Source organism: Agrobacterium sp. LR_9 (assembly GCF_041954855.1).
Classification (GTDB): Bacteria; Pseudomonadota; Alphaproteobacteria; order Rhizobiales; family Rhizobiaceae; genus Agrobacterium; species Agrobacterium leguminum.
The window spans coordinates 1-18,619 of the sequence record NZ_JAVAYA010000031.1; the positions used below are offsets into that span (position 1 = coordinate 1).

At 59.6% G+C, this 18,619-nt stretch carries 18 protein-coding genes; 10 read left to right on the forward strand and 8 right to left on the reverse strand.

What is annotated here, in order from left to right; translation table 11 throughout:
• Together RAC79_RS23060 and RAC79_RS23065 are read right to left on the reverse strand one after the other, a co-directional pair.
• The coding region (locus RAC79_RS23060; protein ID WP_374997573.1) for a hypothetical protein at window positions 1–482 on the reverse strand (482 nt) is incomplete at its 3' end.
• Window positions 483–487: 5 nt separating this feature from the next.
• Window positions 488–1,360, reverse strand: coding sequence for a DUF817 domain-containing protein (locus RAC79_RS23065; RefSeq protein WP_174039380.1), 873 nt, complete (start codon window positions 1,358–1,360; stop codon window positions 488–490).
• Between the two features lie 55 nt (window positions 1,361–1,415).
• Here RAC79_RS23065 and RAC79_RS23070 point away from each other — a divergent pair, with 55 nt between their 5' ends.
• Window positions 1,416–1,844, forward strand: coding sequence for a DUF2809 domain-containing protein (locus tag RAC79_RS23070; protein WP_065655894.1), 429 nt, complete (start codon window positions 1,416–1,418; stop codon window positions 1,842–1,844).
• Here RAC79_RS23070 and msrQ read toward each other — a convergent pair.
• Window positions 1,798–2,445 (reverse strand): protein-methionine-sulfoxide reductase heme-binding subunit MsrQ, encoded by a 648-nt coding sequence (gene msrQ, locus RAC79_RS23075; protein WP_174044593.1) that lies wholly within the window; start codon window positions 2,443–2,445, stop codon window positions 1,798–1,800. The two genes, RAC79_RS23070 and msrQ, sit on opposite strands and share 47 nt — an antisense overlap.
• A gap of 2 nt (window positions 2,446–2,447) precedes the next feature.
• Window positions 2,448–3,389, reverse strand: coding sequence for a protein-methionine-sulfoxide reductase catalytic subunit MsrP (gene msrP, locus RAC79_RS23080; protein ID WP_020809721.1), 942 nt, complete (start codon window positions 3,387–3,389; stop codon window positions 2,448–2,450).
• 311 nt (window positions 3,390–3,700) lie between these two features.
• Between msrP and ilvD the strand changes: the two genes are divergently transcribed.
• Complete coding sequence (gene ilvD / locus RAC79_RS23085) at window positions 3,701–5,536, forward strand: dihydroxy-acid dehydratase (protein ID WP_003521018.1); 1,836 nt, start codon at window positions 3,701–3,703, stop codon at window positions 5,534–5,536.
• Between the two features lie 61 nt (window positions 5,537–5,597).
• On the opposite strand, the gene RAC79_RS23090 is transcribed toward ilvD, so the two are convergent.
• Window positions 5,598–6,080, reverse strand: a complete 483-nt coding sequence (locus RAC79_RS23090) for a GNAT family N-acetyltransferase (protein WP_272872068.1) — start codon at window positions 6,078–6,080, stop codon at window positions 5,598–5,600.
• A gap of 229 nt (window positions 6,081–6,309) precedes the next feature.
• On the opposite strand from RAC79_RS23090, the gene RAC79_RS23095 reads away from it, so the two are divergent.
• Window positions 6,310–7,311: a serine hydrolase gene (locus RAC79_RS23095; RefSeq protein WP_174044588.1), complete on the forward strand. Its 1,002-nt coding sequence runs from the start codon at window positions 6,310–6,312 to the stop codon at window positions 7,309–7,311.
• A gap of 5 nt (window positions 7,312–7,316) precedes the next feature.
• On the opposite strand, the gene RAC79_RS23100 is transcribed toward RAC79_RS23095, so the two are convergent.
• Window positions 7,317–7,667 carry a lysozyme inhibitor LprI family protein gene (locus RAC79_RS23100; protein WP_125146809.1) on the reverse strand — a complete coding sequence of 117 codons (351 nt, stop codon included), beginning with the start codon at window positions 7,665–7,667 and terminating at the stop codon, window positions 7,317–7,319.
• A 174-nt stretch (window positions 7,668–7,841) separates the two neighbouring features.
• On the opposite strand from RAC79_RS23100, the gene RAC79_RS23105 reads away from it, so the two are divergent.
• On the forward strand, window positions 7,842–9,248 hold the full coding sequence (locus RAC79_RS23105; RefSeq protein ID WP_065655902.1) for a DegQ family serine endoprotease: 1,407 nt from the start codon (window positions 7,842–7,844) through the stop codon (window positions 9,246–9,248).
• Window positions 9,245–10,561, forward strand: a complete 1,317-nt coding sequence (locus RAC79_RS23110) for a replication-associated recombination protein A (RefSeq protein WP_174039377.1) — start codon at window positions 9,245–9,247, stop codon at window positions 10,559–10,561. Before RAC79_RS23105 ends, RAC79_RS23110 begins: the two co-directional genes overlap by 4 nt.
• 112 nt (window positions 10,562–10,673) lie before the next feature.
• Here RAC79_RS23110 and RAC79_RS23115 read toward each other — a convergent pair whose 3' ends face one another.
• Window positions 10,674–10,988 carry a DUF1883 domain-containing protein gene (locus RAC79_RS23115; RefSeq protein ID WP_003520391.1) on the reverse strand — a complete coding sequence of 105 codons (315 nt, stop codon included), beginning with the start codon at window positions 10,986–10,988 and terminating at the stop codon, window positions 10,674–10,676.
• Between the two features lie 241 nt (window positions 10,989–11,229).
• On the opposite strand from RAC79_RS23115, the gene RAC79_RS23120 reads away from it, so the two are divergent.
• The 5 genes from RAC79_RS23120 (at window position 11,230) to RAC79_RS23140 (ending at window position 17,675) form a co-directional block, all read left to right on the forward strand.
• The gene (locus tag RAC79_RS23120) at window positions 11,230–13,044 is read left to right on the forward strand and encodes a methyl-accepting chemotaxis protein (RefSeq protein ID WP_174039376.1); all 1,815 of its coding nucleotides are present in this window, start codon (window positions 11,230–11,232) and stop codon (window positions 13,042–13,044) included.
• 237 nt (window positions 13,045–13,281) lie between these two features.
• On the forward strand, window positions 13,282–14,580 hold the full coding sequence (locus RAC79_RS23125) for an extensin family protein (RefSeq protein ID WP_174039375.1): 1,299 nt from the start codon (window positions 13,282–13,284) through the stop codon (window positions 14,578–14,580).
• A gap of 484 nt (window positions 14,581–15,064) precedes the next feature.
• On the forward strand, window positions 15,065–15,886 hold the full coding sequence (locus RAC79_RS23130; RefSeq protein WP_065655906.1) for a sulfite exporter TauE/SafE family protein: 822 nt from the start codon (window positions 15,065–15,067) through the stop codon (window positions 15,884–15,886).
• A 104-nt stretch (window positions 15,887–15,990) separates the two neighbouring features.
• Window positions 15,991–16,917, forward strand: a complete 927-nt coding sequence (locus RAC79_RS23135; RefSeq protein ID WP_078052751.1) for an ABC transporter ATP-binding protein — start codon at window positions 15,991–15,993, stop codon at window positions 16,915–16,917.
• The gene (locus tag RAC79_RS23140) at window positions 16,914–17,675 is read left to right on the forward strand and encodes an ABC transporter permease (RefSeq protein WP_003520396.1); all 762 of its coding nucleotides are present in this window, start codon (window positions 16,914–16,916) and stop codon (window positions 17,673–17,675) included. Before RAC79_RS23135 ends, RAC79_RS23140 begins: the two co-directional genes overlap by 4 nt.
• A 156-nt stretch (window positions 17,676–17,831) precedes the next feature.
• Here RAC79_RS23140 and RAC79_RS23145 read toward each other — a convergent pair whose 3' ends face one another.
• Window positions 17,832–18,617 (reverse strand): SDR family oxidoreductase, encoded by a 786-nt coding sequence (locus tag RAC79_RS23145; protein ID WP_059760432.1) that lies wholly within the window; start codon window positions 18,615–18,617, stop codon window positions 17,832–17,834.
• Between the last annotated feature and the right edge of the window lie 2 nt (window positions 18,618–18,619).

Genomic DNA, 18,619 nt, shown 5'->3' on the forward strand with positions numbered 1-18,619 from the left:
GGCGCGATTAGGGTTATCGAGTTTGTTGGCTGGACTTGAAAATAGCCACCTTTGGCTGATATCCGCTCAAAGAGCGCCTGCAGCTTCTGGTCTTGGATGCAATCCAAGCTACTTGCAAAATCGGCGATCCAGCGATCCATGACGTAATTCGTCCCCAGTACCGACGTCTCAGCCCAAGGCGCGGATGTTGCTTTGTTTAAAGAAAGCAATCCGTTCCGATGGACCTCATCCATGAAAACGGAGTCGAGCTTGTAAATGGCGACAGCGCATTCAAACCATCTGGTATTGTAATAGACCGTCTCACCAGCGGGGATGCCGTCCGGGATATCACTGCGCAAACGATCAGGTGAATCTACACCACAACCGGCCAAAGCGATTATTAGGAATGCGAATATAGGGCCGCCAGCTTTATTGTTGGATTTCAGGCCTACGCGCTTAGTTGTAAAACTTGCGAGACTTGAAAGTGCCTTGGAGTAATTCATCTTTCTCACTCCGGAACGTAAATACGATCCTTGATGTGCTTGAGGTGTGCGATGATCGTGAAAGTCATGATGACCAGCAGCGACCATGAACTCCATTTGCCGATATGCACGACGGACCAGGCGCCGAGCTGGTCGGGATATTTCCAGATGCCGAAGAAGGTGGAGATATTTTCCGCCAGCCAGACGAAAAAGCCGATCAGGATGAAGGCGAGAAGTAGCGGCATCTTTCGATCCCGATCATAGGGGCGGAAGATCACCGTTGCGCGGGAGTAGAGCCCGATGGCGCAGGCGGCGATGTACCAGCGGTAATCGCCGATGAAGTGGTGGGTGAAGAAGTTGGCGTAAATGGCGATGCCGATGAGAGTCGCCATCCAGTAGGTGGGATAGTGGCGAATGCGCACATCCAGCAGCCGCCACGCCTGAATGATGTAGCTGCCGACGGCGGCATACATGAAACCGGAAAAGAGCGGCACGCCGAGGACTTTGCTATAGGCGAAATCTGGATAGGACCATGACTGGATGGCGCTCGATGTCTTGAACACCTCCAGTGCGAAGCCGACGATGTGGAACAGCAGGATGGCCTTGGCCTCGTCAAGCGTTTCGAGCCTGCTCCAGATCATGAAGAACTGGATTGCGAGCGCAATGATCAGCAGCACGTCATATCGGGGAATGCCGAGCACGCCGCCATGCGGCACCACGAAGATGGAGACGAAGAACAAGCCCGCAAACATGCAGGCGCGGGCTTCCTTGATGCCGAAATAAAGAAACTCGACGATAAAACGCCTGATGCCCTTGAGTTCGCCCCAGGGATAGGTATCGCAGAGCAGATTGTCCAAGACGGAGAGGCGGCTTGCGGCCGGGCTTGTTGCTGTGCTCATTTCCGTCCCCGATCTCACTTCGTCACCTTTCATACGAAAACCCGAAGGAAGCCGTATGGGCCTGCCGCGCGTATCCCCATCTTATTTCGCCCGCATCCGGCTTCTGGCGGCGGCGATGGCGGTGATCGTCTGCGGCCTTTGCCTGCGAAGCTTCGGTTACGACGTGGGATTGCCGTTCGTGGCGGTAAAATATGGCGGATCCGTGCTCTGGGGGGCGATGATCTATCTGCTGCTAGCAGCCTTCTTCCTATCCCGCTGGCACGGTTATGAGGTTCACATCGCCATTCTTGCCGTCGTTCTCGTGGAACTCATCCGGCTTGTTCATTTTCCGGCACTGGATGCGTTTCGCGCAACGACGGCCGGCGCTTTGCTGCTCGGCCGTGTTTTTTCGCTATGGAATATAGTCTGTTATATCGCGGGGATTGGGGCTGCCGCCACTATGGCCGGACGGGTCTCGCGCGTTTGGCTCTCTTCATCGACATGATCGATGGCCGTATCAGCCGATACCCCAGCAACACCACCATCATACTGATATAAAACACCGGCTCCAGCGTGATCGACTTTCGCGCCAGCACGAAATGCAGCACGCCGACGATGAGCACGAGATAGACGAGTTTATGCAGCGTGTTCCAGCGGCTGCCGAGTTTGCGGATCGACCAGCGGTTGGAGGTGAGCGCCAGCGGTATGAGCATGAGAAGGCCGGCCATGCCGAGCATGATATAGGGGCGCTTCAGAATATCGCCGGCGATGGAACCGAGGATCAGGCCGCGGTCCAGCAGCAGATAGACGGTGAAATGCGCCAGCACGTAATAAAAGGCGATCAGCCCCAGCGCGCGGCGATAGGCGATGAGGTTGATGTTGAAGAGATCGCGTAGCGGCGTCACCAGAAGCCCGAGGCAGAGGAAGCGCAGCGCCCAGATGCCGAGCAGGTGCTCGAAATCCTTGACCGGATTGAAGCCGAGGCCGCCGGTTGCGGCGAGATAGAAATACCAGACACCCGGACAGAGGCCGATTACATAAAGCGACCAGATGGCCGCCGGCTGGTAACGCTTCGGCAGCGAGGGAAGAGGCAGGGCGAAGGCCATGGTCAATAATTCGCTTTCAGGTCCATACCGGCATAGAGGCTTGCCACCTCGTCATAACCGTTGAACATCAGGGTAGGGCGGTTTTGGGTGCCAAAGAAACCGCCTTCGCCGATGCGCTGTTCCGTCGCCTGGCTCCAGCGGGGATGATCCACATTCGGGTTGACGTTGGAATAGAAGCCATATTCGCGGGCGTTGGAGTTTTTCCACGTCGTTTCTGGCTGTTTTTCGACCAGCGAAATGCGGACGATGGATTTGATGCCCTTGAAACCGTATTTCCATGGCACGACGAGACGGATCGGCGCACCGTTCTGGTTCGGCAGCGTTTCTCCATAAAGGCCGACGGCGAGAATGGTAAGCGGATGGCGTGCTTCATCGAGGCGAAGCCCCTCGACATAGGGCCATGAGAGAGGCTGGAACAGACCGCTTTGACCCGGCATTTCATCTGGCCGCACCACGGTTTCGAAAGCGACATATTTCGCGCTGCCAAGCGGTTCCACCTTGTCGAGAAGGGTGGCGAGCGGGAAGCCGATCCACGGAATAACCATCGACCAACCCTCGACACAGCGCATGCGGTAAGTGCGCTCTTCGAGGGGATATTTCATCAGCTCTTCAATGCCGAATTCCTGCGGTTTGGAGACGAGGCCATCCACCTTCACCGTCCAGGGGGTAGGCTTGAACTTGCCGGAATTTTCCTTCGGGTCGGATTTTCCGACACCGAATTCGTAGAAATTATTATAGCTGGTGACAGCATCGAGCGGGGTGAGTTTCTCATCCAGCTTGTAGGCGCCGGGTTTTGCGGAAAGCGGCGCGGCAACAGCTTCGCGCCCAGCCAGCCCGATTGCCGCCAGCCCCGCCGCCGTGCCGAGGAAGCCACGTCTGGACAGGTAGATATTCTTCGGCGTGATTTCATTTGCCGAGATGAGGGGCGGACGATAGGCGGGCATTGGAACCTCCACAAAAGCCGGGTACATCGGCGATAAATCGATTATGATAGCCAATACGGCCGCTGCACAGATATGTTTCAGCGCTCTGCGGAAAAACAACGGTGGGGCGGCGGAAATCGCGCATTTGTGATGAAGGCGCGGCCGGATAGCACGATGAAGAGAAAGCGTACCGTACCGAACCGTACTGTTTTGCCCCGAGGTGACAGTGACAGGGCTTGCGGTTTGCGCTAGAAAAACCGCAAAATAGGGCAGGAGCTATTTTTACCGCGTTTGCGGAAATGCGCTCTTCGCCAGAGATCGAGGAAAACACCATGCCAGCCTATCGCTCCAGAACGACAACCCACGGCCGCAACATGGCGGGCGCGCGCGGCCTTTGGCGCGCCACCGGCATGAAGGACAGCGATTTCGGCAAGCCGATCATCGCGGTGGTCAATTCCTTCACGCAGTTCGTGCCGGGCCATGTGCACCTGAAGGATCTCGGCCAGCTCGTTGCCCGCGAAATCGAGGCGGCCGGCGGTGTCGCCAAGGAATTCAACACCATCGCGGTCGATGACGGTATCGCCATGGGCCATGACGGCATGCTCTATTCGCTGCCGTCGCGCGAGATCATCGCGGATTCGGTGGAATATATGGTCAATGCCCATTGCGCCGATGCCATGGTGTGCATTTCCAACTGCGACAAGATCACCCCCGGCATGCTGAATGCGGCGATGCGCCTCAACATCCCCGCCGTCTTCGTTTCCGGCGGTCCGATGGAGGCCGGCAAGGTCGTCCTGCATGGCAAGACGGTTGCGCTCGATCTGGTCGACGCCATGGTCGCGGCTGCGGACGACAAGATTTCCGACGAGGATGTGAAGGTTATCGAGCGTTCGGCCTGCCCGACCTGCGGTTCCTGTTCCGGCATGTTCACGGCCAATTCCATGAACTGTCTGACCGAGGCGCTGGGTCTGTCGCTGCCCGGCAACGGTTCGACGCTTGCCACCCATTCCGACCGCAAGCGGCTGTTCGTCGAGGCCGGCCACCTGATCGTCGATCTGGCGCGCCGTTATTATGAGCAGGAGGACGAAACCGTCCTGCCGCGCACCATCGCCAACAAGGCGGCGTTTGAAAACGCCATGTCGCTGGATATCGCCATGGGCGGTTCCACCAACACGGTGCTGCATATTCTGGCGGCGGCGCATGAGGGCGGCGTCGATTTCGGCATGGAGGACATCGACCGTCTTTCCCGCAAGGTTCCCTGCCTTTCCAAGGTCGCGCCCGCCAAGCAGGACGTGCACATGGAAGACGTTCACCGCGCTGGCGGCATCATGCGCATTCTCGGCGAGCTGGAACGCGGTGGGCTCATCAATCGCGATACCTATACCGTGCATGAGGCGACGCTGGGCGATGCCATCGACCGCTGGGACATCACCCGTACCAACAGCGAGACGGTGCGCCAGTTCTTCAAGGCCGCCCCCGGCGGCGTGCCGACGCAGGTGGCTTTCAGCCAATCCTCGCGCTGGGATGATCTGGATACGGACGGCGAAAACGGCGTTATCCGCTCGGTCGAGAAGCCTTTCTCCAAGGATGGCGGTCTGGCCGTGCTTTACGGCAACATCGCACTCGACGGCTGCATCGTGAAGACGGCGGGCGTCGATGAATCCATCCTGAAATTCACTGGTCCGGCAGTGGTTTACGAAAGCCAGGATGCGGCGGTGAAGGGCATTCTCGGCAACGAGGTCAAGGCGGGCGACGTCGTCGTCATCCGTTACGAAGGGCCGAAGGGCGGGCCGGGCATGCAGGAAATGCTCTATCCGACCAGCTATCTGAAATCCAAGGGTCTCGGCAAAGCCTGCGCGTTGATCACCGACGGCCGTTTCTCCGGCGGTACTTCGGGCCTCTCCATCGGTCACGCCTCGCCGGAAGCGGCGCAGGGCGGCGCCATCGGCCTCGTACGCCAGGGTGACCTGATCGAAATCGACATTCCGAACCGTACGATCAACCTGAAGGTCACCGATGCGGAGCTGGCTTCACGCCGCGCCGAGCAGGAAGAACTGGGCTGGAAGCCGGAAGCGCCGCGCAAGCGCAATGTCACGACGGCGTTGAAGGCCTATGCCGCCTTTGCTTCCAGCGCGGACAAGGGCGCAGTGCGGATTCTGCCGGAGTAAGTTCCGGATTTGCGAGATGATAAAAGGCCGCCGTTGATAAACGGCGGCTTTTTTGTGCCGATCACTCTTTATCGAGCCGATAAGGTCGAAGCGGCACGATTTTTCCCCGTTGCCGGCAAAAGGCATTTGCACGGCCGGTCGCAACAAAGCCCAGCTTGTCCATCAGACGGTGCGACGCCCTGTTGTCGAACAGCGGATTGGCATGCAGGGTTCTGATGCCCATATGCTGAAAGGCATAATCGATGACGAGGCGTCCGGCTTCTTCTCCATAGCCCTTTCCCCAGACACGGCGATCAAGCCAAAGGCCGAATTCGCCCGAAAGGCCGATGAGGCCGACCAGCCTGCCATCATCCACAGCCCATACCGGCAGCCGACGCTCAGCAATGCGCCTGATCAGACGCCGTGCTTCATCGGTTTCGAAAGGGTAGGTCGTGCGCAGCAGATTGCGCAAAGTGAGCGGATCGTTCGTCAGCCGGGCGAGTGGCGAGGCGTCCGTCATTTTAAAAGGCCGCAGGACAAGGCGTGATGATTTCAGTTGCGGCATCGTTTCATGACTTTTGCATTTGCAGCGGGGCAATAGTCCTCAAGATCAGAAACTGATTCAAGCGCTTTGTATCTCGATTCCGGAATGCAGGCCAACGCCCTGTTTTCATAGATATTTCGCCAGACCATCAAATTGAGGTGGGGAAATCCGGTGCTTGAAATAAGGTCACATTGGAGTGATTGGCGGTGTTTCCTCTTTTCATCGCCGTATGGCTTCCTAGCTCAGTGACATGAAAAGAAGAACCGCACTTGCCCTTATCGCTTCCCTGCCTTTCGCCTCGCTTGCCCGCGCGCAAAGCACCGGCAATGGCATCCGTTTCGATCCGTTGCTGCGGGAGGCGGATGCGCTTTCCAGCCTCAAGGCGGTCATCGTCAGCATCGATGGCGAGGAGGTCGCGAGCCGCGCTTATCACGGCGCGGGTTTGAACGGCTCCACCAATATCAAGTCGGCCTCGAAATCGATCATCTCGGCGCTGGTGGGCATGGCGATCGATCGAAAGATTCTCGAAGGCGCCGACCAGCCGATCGCGACTGTTCTGCGCGGCGATTTTCCGCAAAATCCCGATCCCCGGCTGGAACGGATTACCGTCGGCAACCTGCTGTCGATGCAATCCGGCCTGGAGCGCATGTCCGGCCCCAATTACGGCCGCTGGGTCGCCAGCCGCAACTGGGTGCGGATGGCGCTGGGTTCCGGTTTTGGCGGGGAACCGGGCGGCGGCATGCTTTATTCCACCGGCTCCACCCATCTGCTCTCGGCGATCCTGACGAAAGCGTCCGGCCGTTCGACGCTGTCGCTTGCGCGCGACTGGTTCCGACCGCTTGAAGGATTTTCCATCGGCGGCTGGGAGCGCGATCCGCAGGGCATCTATCTCGGCGGCAACCAGATGGCGATGACCGCGCGGTCTTTGCTGGCCTTCGGTGAGCTTTACCGCCTGGGTGGTGTGACACCCGGCGGCGAGCGGTTGATTTCTCAGGGCTGGATCGAGCAATCGTGGAGGCAGCGCACCAATTCCGTCTTCAACGGCGACGGCTATGGCTATTGCTGGTTCATCAAGGAGATGGCAGGCGAGACGGTCTATTACGCCTGGGGTTATGGCGGGCAGATGCTCTATATCGTACCCGCCAGACGGCTATCGGTCGTGATGACCTCTCGCGAGGACGCGCCTTCCGCCCGAACCGGTTATCGTGACCAGTTGCATGGCCTTATGGAGACCATTATCCGGGCGGTGTGAGGAGGTCAGAGCGGCCGGTTGATGCTCTGGAACGCCTCTCCGAGACGTTTCATGCGTTCCTCGTAAGCGCTGGTAAGGCAGGCAACGTCCGCTGCGCATTCCTGACGTTTCTTCAACCACTGGCTCTGCTCGTCGCGCAGCGTGTCGCGTGCGCCCATCGCCATCAGCTGGGTGAGGATGTCGAAGGTGGTGGCCATCTTCACATCCTGATCGTTCAGCATGCGGTTGTCGCAGATCGCCTTCTCGTCCGCGGCCAGATCGGTCTTTTCGCAATCGAAGCTCGCCGCGCTGGCCAGCGAAATGAAGGAGGGGGCAAGCAGGATGCCGCAGGCAAGGAGGAGCGGTTTCAGATGCATGGGTCGTCTCTTTTTAAGGACAGTCAGGTGCCGGTGAAACCGAAAAGGGGCGCTGTTGGTTCCAATGTCGCCCACCGATCCATGCCTGGAAAAGGACGGCCATCATCTTGCCGCTCTTTGCTTTACAGGCTTTGGCGTTATAACTCCATCATACTGATGACGATGAGGAATCACATGCGAAGCGTGTTGAAGTATCTGTCCACCGGCTTTCTCGCCGCACTCATTCTCCTGCCCTTGGGTGCTGCGGCGCAGGATAACAGGACCGTGCCGTCGAGCCACACGGAAATGCAGCTTTCCTTCGCGCCGCTGGTCAAGCGCACCGCGGGCGCGGTGGTGAATGTCTATGCCGAACGCGTCGTGCAGCGGCGTCTGTCGCCCTTTGCCGGTGATCCTTTCTTCGAACAGTTCTTCGGCCAGCAGATGCCGAACCGCACGGAAAAGCAGTCGTCGCTCGGCTCTGGCGTCATCGTGACCGCCGGCGGCCTCGTGGTGACCAACAATCACGTTATCGACGGTGCCGATGACATCAAGGTAGCGCTGGCGGATGGGCGTGAGTTCTCCTCCAAGGTGCTGCTTAAGGATGATCGCGTCGACCTCGCCATTCTGCAGATCGATGCGAAGGAGCAATTCCCGGTGCTGTCGCTCGGCAATTCCGATGCGATTGAAGTGGGTGATCTGGTGCTGGCCATCGGCAACCCCTTCGGTGTCGGCCAGACGGTGACGAGCGGCATCGTCTCTGGTCTGGCGCGCAACCAGGTGACGCAGGGCGATTTCGGCTTCTTCATCCAGACCGACGCTTCCATCAATCCCGGCAATTCCGGCGGCGCATTGATGAACATGGCGGGTGAACTGATCGGCATCAATACGGCCATCTTCTCCAAGGGCGGCGGCTCGAACGGTATCGGTTTCGCCATTCCCGCCAATCTGGTCCGGGTTTTCGTCGCTGCCGCCGAGCGTGGGGATGCAAGCTTCGAGCGGCCCTATATCGGTGCGACCTTCGATCCGGTGACATCCGATGTTGCCGAGGCGCTTGGCCTGCATCGCGCCCGCGGCGCGCTGGTCGTCAGCGTCGTCAAGGGTGGGCCGGCCGAAAAGGCGGGCATCGAACCCGGACAGGTGGTTACCGCCGTCAATGGCTTCGAGGTGGAACATCCGGATGCGCTGGGTTATCGCCTGACGACCGCCGGCATCGGCAAATCCGCCGAACTCACTGTCATGGACAAGGGGAAAGAGAAAAAGGTGACCATCGCGCTCGATACCGCGCCGGAAACCGCACCCCGCGATGAACGGCTGATCGAGGGTCGCAATCCCTTCGCCGGTGCGACTGTCGCCAATCTTTCGCCGAAGCTTGCCGATGAATTGCGCATGCCGTCGCAGGTGACCGGCGTTGTCATTACCGATGTGAAGCGCGGTTCCCCGGCCTATCGTGTCGGCTTCCAGCCGAAGGACGTGATCTTGTCGCTGAACGGCGCGGATATCGGCACCACCGCCGCTGTCGAGAAGGCGCTGGACGATAATCCCGGCTTCTGGCGGGTGGAAATCCTGCGTGACGGGCAGCGCATCCGGCAGTTCTTGCGATGAGCGACGACCTCTTCGCCCCGCAAGTGCCCGTGGAGGTCGCCAACCGGCGGCCTCTTGCCGATCGCCTGCGTCCAAAGACGCTGGCGGAGGTGAGCGGACAGCCGCATCTGACGGGCGAGGAGGGCGTGCTGCGCCGCATGATCGATAGCGGCTCACTGGGATCGATGATCTTCTGGGGGCCGCCCGGCACCGGCAAGACCACGGTTGCCCGTCTGCTTTCCGGCGAAGCGGGGCTTGCCTTCGAGCAGATCTCGGCGATCTTTTCCGGTGTCGCCGATCTCAAGAAGGTTTTCGAAGCGGCGCGCACACGGCGGATGAATGGCCGGCAGACGCTGCTTTTCGTAGACGAGATTCATCGTTTCAACCGCGCCCAGCAGGACAGCTTCCTGCCGGTGATGGAAGACGGCACCATTATTCTGGTAGGCGCCACCACCGAGAACCCGTCTTTCGAACTCAATGCCGCTCTGTTGTCGCGCGCGCGTGTCCTGACATTCCGCTCGCATGACGAGGACAGTCTGAGCGAGCTTCTGAAGCGCGCCGAGGAGGCGGAGGGCAAGCCCCTGCCGCTTACCGAGGATGCGCGGGCGAGTCTGATCCGCATGGCCGATGGCGATGGCCGCGCCGTGCTGACGCTTGCCGAAGAGGTTTGGCGCGCCGCCCGCAAGGATGAAACTTTCGATATCGAAGGGCTGACGCGCATCGTGCAACGCCGTGCGCCCGTTTACGACAAGAGCCAGGACGGCCACTACAATCTCATTTCAGCGCTGCATAAATCGGTGCGTGGTTCGGACCCCGATGCGGCACTTTATTACCTCGCCCGCATGTTCGATGCCGGCGAGGACCCGCTCTATATCGGCCGCCGGCTGGTGCGCATGGCGGTGGAGGATATCGGCCTTGCCGATCCGCAGGCGCTCGCCGTCTGCAATGCCGCCAAGGATGCCTATGATTATCTCGGCTCACCCGAGGGTGAGCTGGCGCTGGCGCAGGCCTGCGTCTATCTCGCGACCGCGCCGAAATCGAACGCCGTCTATACGGCCTTCAAGTCGGCGATGCGGGCGGCCAAGGAAAACGGTTCGCTGGTGCCGCCGAAACATATTCTGAACGCGCCGACCAAGCTCATGAAGGGCGAGGGTTATGGCGACGGTTACCGTTACGACCATGACGAGCCGGATGCCTTTTCCGGACAGGATTATTTCCCGGAGAAAATGGGGCGCACGACCTTTTACGATCCGCCTGATCGGGGGTTCGAAAGGGAAATCCGCAAGCGTCTGGACTGGTGGTCGAAGCTGCGTCGCGAGCGTGGATCGCGCTAGGATTTACGCGATTGCGCCGAAAGCCATATCGCGGCCGATCTTAAGAAAAAGATTCAGGCCGCTGGCAAAAAGAGTCGCGAAACCGCGACAACTCGCTGTTTTTTAAGGAAGATCAAGATGCCTTGCGATGCGGTGCCGCCTGCGGCTGCGCGGGCAGCATCTTGACCGAGGATTCCGCCAGGCCGCTATGGCCTTCGGCATCGATCACCAGATGCCAGTGCAATGTCTCGGGAATGGCAATGCGGATCGGCGATTTTTTCGCGACGCCGCCGAGATATTTGAAATCGAGCAGCTCGGTGAAGCGCTGGAAATTCGCGCCCGTCATTAGCCGGACATTGTTGACGGCTGACAGGGATATTTCAAGGGTAGTTCCTGCCCGCAATTCCTTCAGGTCATAATGCGTATAGCGAAAATTCGGCCGGGCCATCGCGCCCTCCCTGTAAAGTAATTTCGGTCAAAGAGGATAGGGGCCGCACGGTTAACGGTGTCTTTAAATGCCGCCGGCCGGTTTGAAAATTCACGCTTGCTGTGCCTGTCTGGCATGATGGCGCCAAGGCGTATGAGCATATAAGAATAATACCAACGTATAATATGTGTATTTAATAATAATAAATTTTTTGCCTTTAACATCGGCTGGTCGAAGTGCATCAGCGACGTTGAGGGGGAACATGAAAAACGTAACAATATCTACGCGCCTTTATGCGCTCGTCGCATTGTTTCTGGCAATACTGGCCGCGGCCCTGACATTCAGCCTGTTTGAAAGCTACCACGAAATGGAGCGCGAACGGAAAGCCGGGCTTGCGGCAATGAATGAAACCGCTGTTGCCATTCTCGATCAATATTACCGGCTGGAGCAGGGCGGGAGCCTGACGCGGGAGGCGGCGCAACAGCAGGCCAAGACGACCATTGCGGCAATGCGCTACGGCAATGGCAGTGGCTATTTCTGGATCAACGATATGCATCCCAAAATGGTGATGCATCCGATCAAACCTGAAATGAACGGCACGGACCTTACCGCCAACAAGGACCCGAACGGCAAGGCGCTGTTCGTCGAGTTCGTGAACACGGTCAAGGCGGACGGCAAGGGCTTTGTCGATTATTACTGGCCGAAGCCCGGCGCGCCGGAGCCGGTCGAGAAATTTTCCCATGTCGCCGGTTTCGCCCCCTGGGGCTGGATTGTCGGCACCGGTGTTTATGTAGACGATCTTGAAGCGGTATTCTGGCGCGACGTCTATTTTAATGGCGGTCTTTGCATCGCCGCCGGTCTTGTTGTTGTCGGCGTTGCCGCAGCCGTCGTGCGCAGCGTGACGCGGCCGATCGATCTCATCCGCCAGAGCATGCGGCGGATTGCCGATGGTGACGGCGCGGCGGATATACAGTTCGCCGACCGTCGCAATGAAATCGGCGCGATTGCCAAGACGCTGCTGGTACTGCGCGACAGCGTCAATGAGCGCAGCGCGCTGCAGGCCCGCGAGGCCGACCAGCAGCGGGCACTGGAGCAGGAGCGGCATGGTAACGAGATGGTTCTGCGCTCCGCTTCCGAGCGGCAGGCCCACGCCATGGAGCAACTGGGCGATGCGCTCGAGGCGCTTGCCAATGGCGATCTGACCGTTTCGCTTGCGGATATCGGCGCGGATTATGAAAAGCTGCGCATGGACTTCAACCGTGCCGTCGGCGCCTTGCACGGTGCGATCGAGGCGATTGCCAGAACCGGCCATGTGGTCAATGACAGCGCCTCCGACATCAGCGGTGCGACCGGCAATCTTTCCCGCCGGACCGAACAGCAGGCGGCGGCGCTGGAGGAGACGGCGGCGGCTCTGGACGAGATCACCGCCACGGTGCGCACCGCTTCCGAGCGTGCCAACGAGGCCCGGCAGATGGTGCAGGACACGAAAACCAGCGCCGGCCGCTCGGGCGAGATCGTGCGCAATGCCGTCGACGCCATGGGCCGCATCGAGGAGTCGTCGAAGCGCATCGGCCAGATCATCTCGGTCATCGACGAAATCGCCTTCCAGACCAATCTTCTGGCGCTGAATGCCGGTGTTGAGGCGGCGCGTGCGGGCGAGGCCGGGCGTGGTTTTGCCGTCGTGGCGCAGGAGGTTCGCGAACTGGCGCAACGTTCCGCCAATGCGGCCAAGGAAATCAAGACCCTCATCAACCGCTCGGCCGAAGAAGTCGGCGGCGGCGTCGCACTGGTGCGCTCGACGGGCGACGCGCTGGAGGAGATCGTGGCGCTGGTCAATCGTGTCGATGGCCATGTCAACTCCATCGCCACGGCAGCGCGCGAGCAGGCGACCGGCCTGCAGGAGATCAACACCTCCGTCAACCACATGGACCAGATGACACAGCAGAACGCCGCCATGGTGGAAGAAACGACGGCGGCCAGCCAGACGCTCGCCGAGGAAAGCCGCCAGCTGCGCTCGCTACTGTCGCGTTTCGAGCTTGGACATGGTGCCGGGCGCGAGGTTTCGCGGGCCGCGTGATTTCAGGTGTTTCAGGAAAGTTAAAGGGCGCGGCTTTGGCCGCGCCCTTTGTTATGGGCAAGACTTTATCGGCCCGCGTCGTCGTTGGACGCAATTGTCACGGTCTTGTGTGGATGGGACTGCGCCAAACACATCATTCGTTATTTCCCGCAACCAATAAGGTTTCGTTTACCTCATTTCTTTAAAATTTATCCTGTATTGCCGCGAATAGCGGCCGCTGAAGGTACAGGTTCTCGTATGGCGTATGTTTCCCTTCCGCGTCGTCTTGTGACGTTGCTGATGATTTCCACGGTCATGGTGTCGTGTTCGGCGGAGGGCCTCGTGCCACCGGCGGAGGTGGACGGCACCACGCGCGTCAGCGCCATCCGCTCCTCGCGGCAGCAGGGTTACAGCGCGCCGGCGGGTGCGGTGTATCAGGCCGAGCAGGCCGGGCAGGGCGCCGATTATCCGGCAGCCGTTTCACAACCGATGCCGGAGCCTTACGCCTCGCAGGATCCCCTGCTGCAATCGCCGCAGGGCGGACAGGGTTATTCAACGCTCGATTCCCAGCATCAGGCGCGCATGGCGGCAAGCGGCCATGGCAATATGCCGGCGCAGACAATGCAGGGCCAGACGATGCAGGGGCAGACCATGCCCGCGCAGCAGATGACCAGCAACCAGATCGCCGAAGGCGAAGGCGGCGTGAACATGGATTCCATGCTGGGCGTGGAGCCGGTTCGCGGACTTGCCGAAGAACAGGATGCGGATATTGCCGAAGGCGCGTCGGCGCAGCCGGTGGTGGACGGTATCGGCACCGATAATCCCGTGGCCGTTCCTCCGGCCCGCCAGCCGCAACGGGCCAGCCGATCGCGGCTCATCCCGCCGCCGCCGCTCGGCGCCTCCTCCCGTCGCCAGCCAGTGGAAGAGGTGGCGATGGTGATGCCGAACGATCCGATGGCGGGTGGCGGGCTGCAAAGCAACCGCTCGATGCCGCCCGGCGTCATGCCATCCTCCGAAGTTGCCTGCCGCTCCGAACTTCGCCGTCTCGGCGTCGCTTTCCGGGATGTAGCGCGCATTGCCGACGGTCCGACCTGCGGTATCGATTACCCAATCGAGCTCAGCGGTCTCGCCAGCGGCGTCGCGGTTCGTCCGGCGGTGAAGCTCAATTGCCAGGTTACGCTTGCCTTTGCGAAATGGGTGAAGTTCGAACTCGTACCGTCCTCGCGTTTCCGCTATCTCTCCGGCGTCGGCCGCATTACGCCGATGGGCGGTTATTCCTGCCGCAAGATGAATTCACGCTCCAGCAATCCGTGGTCCGAACATGCGCGCGGCAACGCCATCGATATCGGCACCATCACGCTGAAAAACGGCAAGGAAATCGACGTTCGCAAAAAGAGCTTCTTCGCCTTCCGCGAAAAGGCGCTGCTGAAGGCGGTGAGGTCCGACAGCTGTAAATATTTCTCCACCGTTCTCGGACCGGGCAGCGATCCCAATCACTGGAACCATTTTCACTTCGACCTGCGTACCCGCAAGTCAGGTTACAGGCATTGCGATTAGGGGATTGGGACAAGAACGGCGTGATTGGGCAGGGCAATAGTCGGGCGGCGTTTTAGACGCTCGCTGTGATGCTTCACGTTTGCAACTTCCGTCATTCCGGCCTTGAGCCGGAATCCAGCCGACGCGCGTCTGCGCGACGGGAAGACTCCTTTCAGCTCAAGGACTTGATCTGGCTGGATTCCGGCTCAAGGCCGGAATGACGGAAGTGTGGATTCACTGTCGGAATTCCAACTCCTCTGTCACATTCCCACAAAAAAAGACCGGCCCGAAGGCCGGTTGAAGAAGACAGCCTTATCGGGGGGATATCGGCGTCTTTGCAAGGGCATGCAATGGGAAACGATCCCAAGGAGTGGTCCATCCGGCGCGGATGTGCGGCAAAAGACATCGCGCCGTACTGACCTGCGGCCAACATGGCTTGCCGCGCTCTTCTGATACGCTATGAGGGTCACATGTTTGTGACAACGGCCTTCGGGAGCCTGCCTTTATGCCCCCTGTTTCAGAGCTGATGGTCTTTGCTGCGGCGCTTGCGGCAGCGGGTGTGGTCGCCGGTCTTCTGGCAGGGTTGTTCGGCATCGGTGGCGGTGCGGTGCTGGTGCCCGTCTTCTACCAGGTCTTCGGGCTGCTGGATGTGCCGGAGGCGGTGCGCATGCATCTCTCGCTCGGCACATCGCTCGCCATTATCGTGCCCACCTCCATCCGTTCGTTCCTGACGCATCGTCAGAAAGGCGCGGTCGATATCGATCTGCTGAAGGGCTGGATCGTCGCCGTGCCGCTCGGCACCATCCTCGCATCCGTGGTTGCCGCTTATGCCTCGAGCGTTGCGCTGCGGCTGATCTTCGCCTTCATCGCGCTGGCTCTTGCCTTCCGGATGATCTTCAACCGGGCAAGCTGGCATCTCGGTTCCGATCTGCCGCAAAACCCGGGCCGTTTTCTGGTGGGCACCGGCATCGGGCTTTTTTCGGGCCTGATGGGCGTGGGCGGCGGGGTGATGAACAACACCTTCATGACACTTTACGGACGCACCATCCACCAAGCGGTCGCCACGTCTTCCGGTGTCGGTGTGCTGATTTCGCTGCCGGGGCTTCTGGGTTATATCTGGGCCGGCTGGGGCGATGCGGGCCTGCCGCCGTTTTCCACCGGCTTCATCAACTGGATCGCCGTGGTACTGCTGATCCCCATCACGCTTGTCGTTGCTCCCTATGGTGCGCGGCTGGCGCATGCGCTCAGCAAGAAGCAGCTGGAGCGCGCCTTCGGACTGTTTCTGGTTTTCGTTGCGGCGCAGTTTTTCTATAGCGTTTACGGCTGATTTTCCTTAATCGCCGAACGCAGTGTTCAGCCCGTCGGACTGGCATTTGCGCCTTTCCCGGCCTATATGGCGTGCATCTTACTCGGTTTTTCGAAAGATTCGCCATGAATGCCATTGTTTCGATACGGAATCTGACAAAATCCTACGCAAACGGCTTTCAGGCGCTCAAAGGTGTTAGCCTCGATATCAAGGAGGGGGAAATCCTTGCTCTTCTCGGCCCGAATGGTGCTGGCAAGACGACATTGATCTCCATCGTTTGCGGCCTCGTCAATCCCGGTGAAGGCTCGGTGCTCGTCGGCGGGCATGATGTGGTGAAGGACTTTCGCCAGACCCGCGCCCTGATCGGCCTCGTCCCGCAGGAACTGACCACCGACCAGTTCGAGACGGTGTGGAACACCGTCAGCTTCTCGCGCGGCCTGCACGGGCAAAAGAAGAACCCGGAACTGATCGAGCGCATCCTGAAATCCCTGTCGCTCTGGAACAAGAAGGACAACATGCTGCGGGAACTTTCCGGCGGCATGAAGCGGCGTGTGCTGATCGCCAAGGCGCTCGCGCATGAGCCGAAGGTTCTGTTCCTTGACGAGCCGACGGCCGGCGTGGATGTGGCGCTGCGCCGCGACATGTGGAACGTCGTTTCAGAGCTGCGCGCCAAGGGCGTCACGATCATCCTCACCACGCATTACATCGAAGAGGCCGAAGAAATCGCCGACCGTGTGGGCGTCATCAATGGCGGCGAATTGCTGCTGGTGGAGGAAAAGACGGCGCTGATGAAGAAACTCGGCCGCAAGCAGCTTTTCCTGGAGCTTGCCCAACCCGTGGAGCAATTGCCCGACAGTCTTGCGCCCTTCGGGCTGACGCTTTCCGATGACCGCTGCACCGTTACCTACGAAATCGAGGACAATGGCGAACAGAGCCGCATTGCCGACGTTCTGAGCGCCCTTTTCGCCGCCAACATCCATTTCAAGGATATTTCAACGCGGCAGAGTTCGCTTGAGGATATCTTCGTTTCGCTGGTGGGAGGCCAGAAATGAACTTCGAAGCCATCAAGGCCATCTATCTGTTCGAAATGGCGCGCACGCGCCGCACCCTGCTGCAGAGCGTGGTCTCCCCGGTCATTTCCACCTCGCTCTATTTCATCGTCTTCGGAACCGCGATCGGTTCGCGGATTCAGGAGGTTGGCGGTGTTTCCTACGGCGCGTTCATAACGCCCGGCCTCATCATGCTGACGCTTCTGACGCAATGTATCGGCAACGGCTCCTTCGGCATCTATTTCCCGAAATTCACCGGCACGGTCTATGAAATTCTCTCCGCCCCGGTGGCGATGACGGAAATTCTGGCCGGTTATGTCGGGGCGGCGGCGACCAAGGGGCTGATGATCGGCACGATCATCCTGATAACGGCCTCCTTCTTCGTGGATATCACCATCGCCCACCCGTTCATGATGATCCTGTTCTTTGTGCTGACGGCGGTGAGCTTCAGCCTGTTCGGCTTTATCATCGGCATCTGGGCGACGAATTTCGAGCAGCTGAACCTCATTCCCATGCTGGTGGTGCCGCCGCTGACCTTCCTTGGCGGCAGCTTTTATTCCATCGACATGTTGCCGCCCTTCTGGCAGACGGTCAGCCACTTCAACCCGGTGCTTTATCTCATCAGCGGTTTCCGCTGGAGTTTCTACGAGATCGCCGACGTCAATCCTGCCATCAGCCTTGCGATGATCACGCTGTTTCTGGCGCTCTGCCTCGGTGTTGTCGGCTGGATGTTCAAGACGGGGTATAGGCTGCGCAACTGACGGCTCAATCGTTAGAGATAGCGGAAAGCTTCCCCTCACACGCGACGTCATCCTCGGGCTTGTCCCGAGGATCTGCAACCGATTGATTTTATTGGACGTGATTAGATCCTCGGGACAAGCCCGAGGATGACGGAGGAGAGGCTTTAGCAAGCCCCTTTACGACATAATCAACCCACCATCGACATTGATCGTCTGGCCGGTGATATAGGCCGCGTCGTCGGAAGCCAGAAACGCCACCAGTGCGGCGACTTCGGCGGGCGTTCCGGCGCGGCGCATGGGGATGTTGCGCACCCATTCGGCCATCAGTTCGCCGGGCTTGTACTCACCCAGCATCTGGCCCCAGACGCGGTCGTTATAGTCCCACATTTCGGTGTGGATGATGCCTGGGCAAATGGCGTTGACGGTAATGCCTTCCGGCGCGAGTTCCTTGGCAAGGCTCTGCGTCAGGCCGACGACGCCGAACTTCGAGGCGGCATAATGCGGGGTATAGATGAAACCCTGCCGCGCCTGACCGGAGGCGGTATTGACGAGGCGACCTTTGGTACCGCTTTCGCGGAAGCGGCGGATCGCCTCCTGGCAGCAGAGGAACGCGCCCTTGGTGTTGACGTCGAGATTGAAATCCCACTGTTCCTGCGTCAGTTCCTCGATCTTCGAAATGGTGATGACGCCGGCGTTCTGGACGGAGATGGAAAGCGGGCCGATCGCTTCTTCGGCGGCACCATAGGCCTCGCGCACCGCTGCCGCATCCCGAACGTCGAGGATGAGGCCATGGGTGACGGCGCCGGTTTCGTCCGCCAGTTTTTTGGCGGCATCCTGCGTGTCTTTGTCGACAGAGGCGATGGCGACTTTCGCACCTTCCTCGGCAAAACGGCGGGCGATGCCGTAACCGATGCCCTTGTTGCCTCCGGTCACGAATACGGATTGACCTTCAAAGCGCCTCATGT

Coding starts and splice junctions, on each gene's coding strand:
- RAC79_RS23065 (WP_174039380.1), bottom strand. CDS start 1,360: ATGAGCACAGCAACAAGCCCGGCCGCAAGCCGCCTCTCCGTCTTGGAC.
- RAC79_RS23070 (WP_065655894.1), top strand. CDS start 1,416: ATGGGCCTGCCGCGCGTATCCCCATCTTATTTCGCCCGCATCCGGCTT.
- msrQ (WP_174044593.1), bottom strand. CDS start 2,445: ATGGCCTTCGCCCTGCCTCTTCCCTCGCTGCCGAAGCGTTACCAGCCG.
- msrP (WP_020809721.1), bottom strand. CDS start 3,389: ATGCCCGCCTATCGTCCGCCCCTCATCTCGGCAAATGAAATCACGCCG.
- ilvD (WP_003521018.1), top strand. CDS start 3,701: ATGCCAGCCTATCGCTCCAGAACGACAACCCACGGCCGCAACATGGCG.
- RAC79_RS23090 (WP_272872068.1), bottom strand. CDS start 6,080: ATGCCGCAACTGAAATCATCACGCCTTGTCCTGCGGCCTTTTAAAATG.
- RAC79_RS23095 (WP_174044588.1), top strand. CDS start 6,310: ATGAAAAGAAGAACCGCACTTGCCCTTATCGCTTCCCTGCCTTTCGCC.
- RAC79_RS23100 (WP_125146809.1), bottom strand. CDS start 7,667: ATGCATCTGAAACCGCTCCTCCTTGCCTGCGGCATCCTGCTTGCCCCC.
- RAC79_RS23105 (WP_065655902.1), top strand. CDS start 7,842: ATGCGAAGCGTGTTGAAGTATCTGTCCACCGGCTTTCTCGCCGCACTC.
- RAC79_RS23110 (WP_174039377.1), top strand. CDS start 9,245: ATGAGCGACGACCTCTTCGCCCCGCAAGTGCCCGTGGAGGTCGCCAAC.
- RAC79_RS23115 (WP_003520391.1), bottom strand. CDS start 10,988: ATGGCCCGGCCGAATTTTCGCTATACGCATTATGACCTGAAGGAATTG.
- RAC79_RS23120 (WP_174039376.1), top strand. CDS start 11,230: ATGAAAAACGTAACAATATCTACGCGCCTTTATGCGCTCGTCGCATTG.
- RAC79_RS23125 (WP_174039375.1), top strand. CDS start 13,282: ATGGCGTATGTTTCCCTTCCGCGTCGTCTTGTGACGTTGCTGATGATT.
- RAC79_RS23130 (WP_065655906.1), top strand. CDS start 15,065: ATGCCCCCTGTTTCAGAGCTGATGGTCTTTGCTGCGGCGCTTGCGGCA.
- RAC79_RS23135 (WP_078052751.1), top strand. CDS start 15,991: ATGAATGCCATTGTTTCGATACGGAATCTGACAAAATCCTACGCAAAC.
- RAC79_RS23140 (WP_003520396.1), top strand. CDS start 16,914: ATGAACTTCGAAGCCATCAAGGCCATCTATCTGTTCGAAATGGCGCGC.
- RAC79_RS23145 (WP_059760432.1), bottom strand. CDS start 18,617: ATGAGGCGCTTTGAAGGTCAATCCGTATTCGTGACCGGAGGCAACAAG.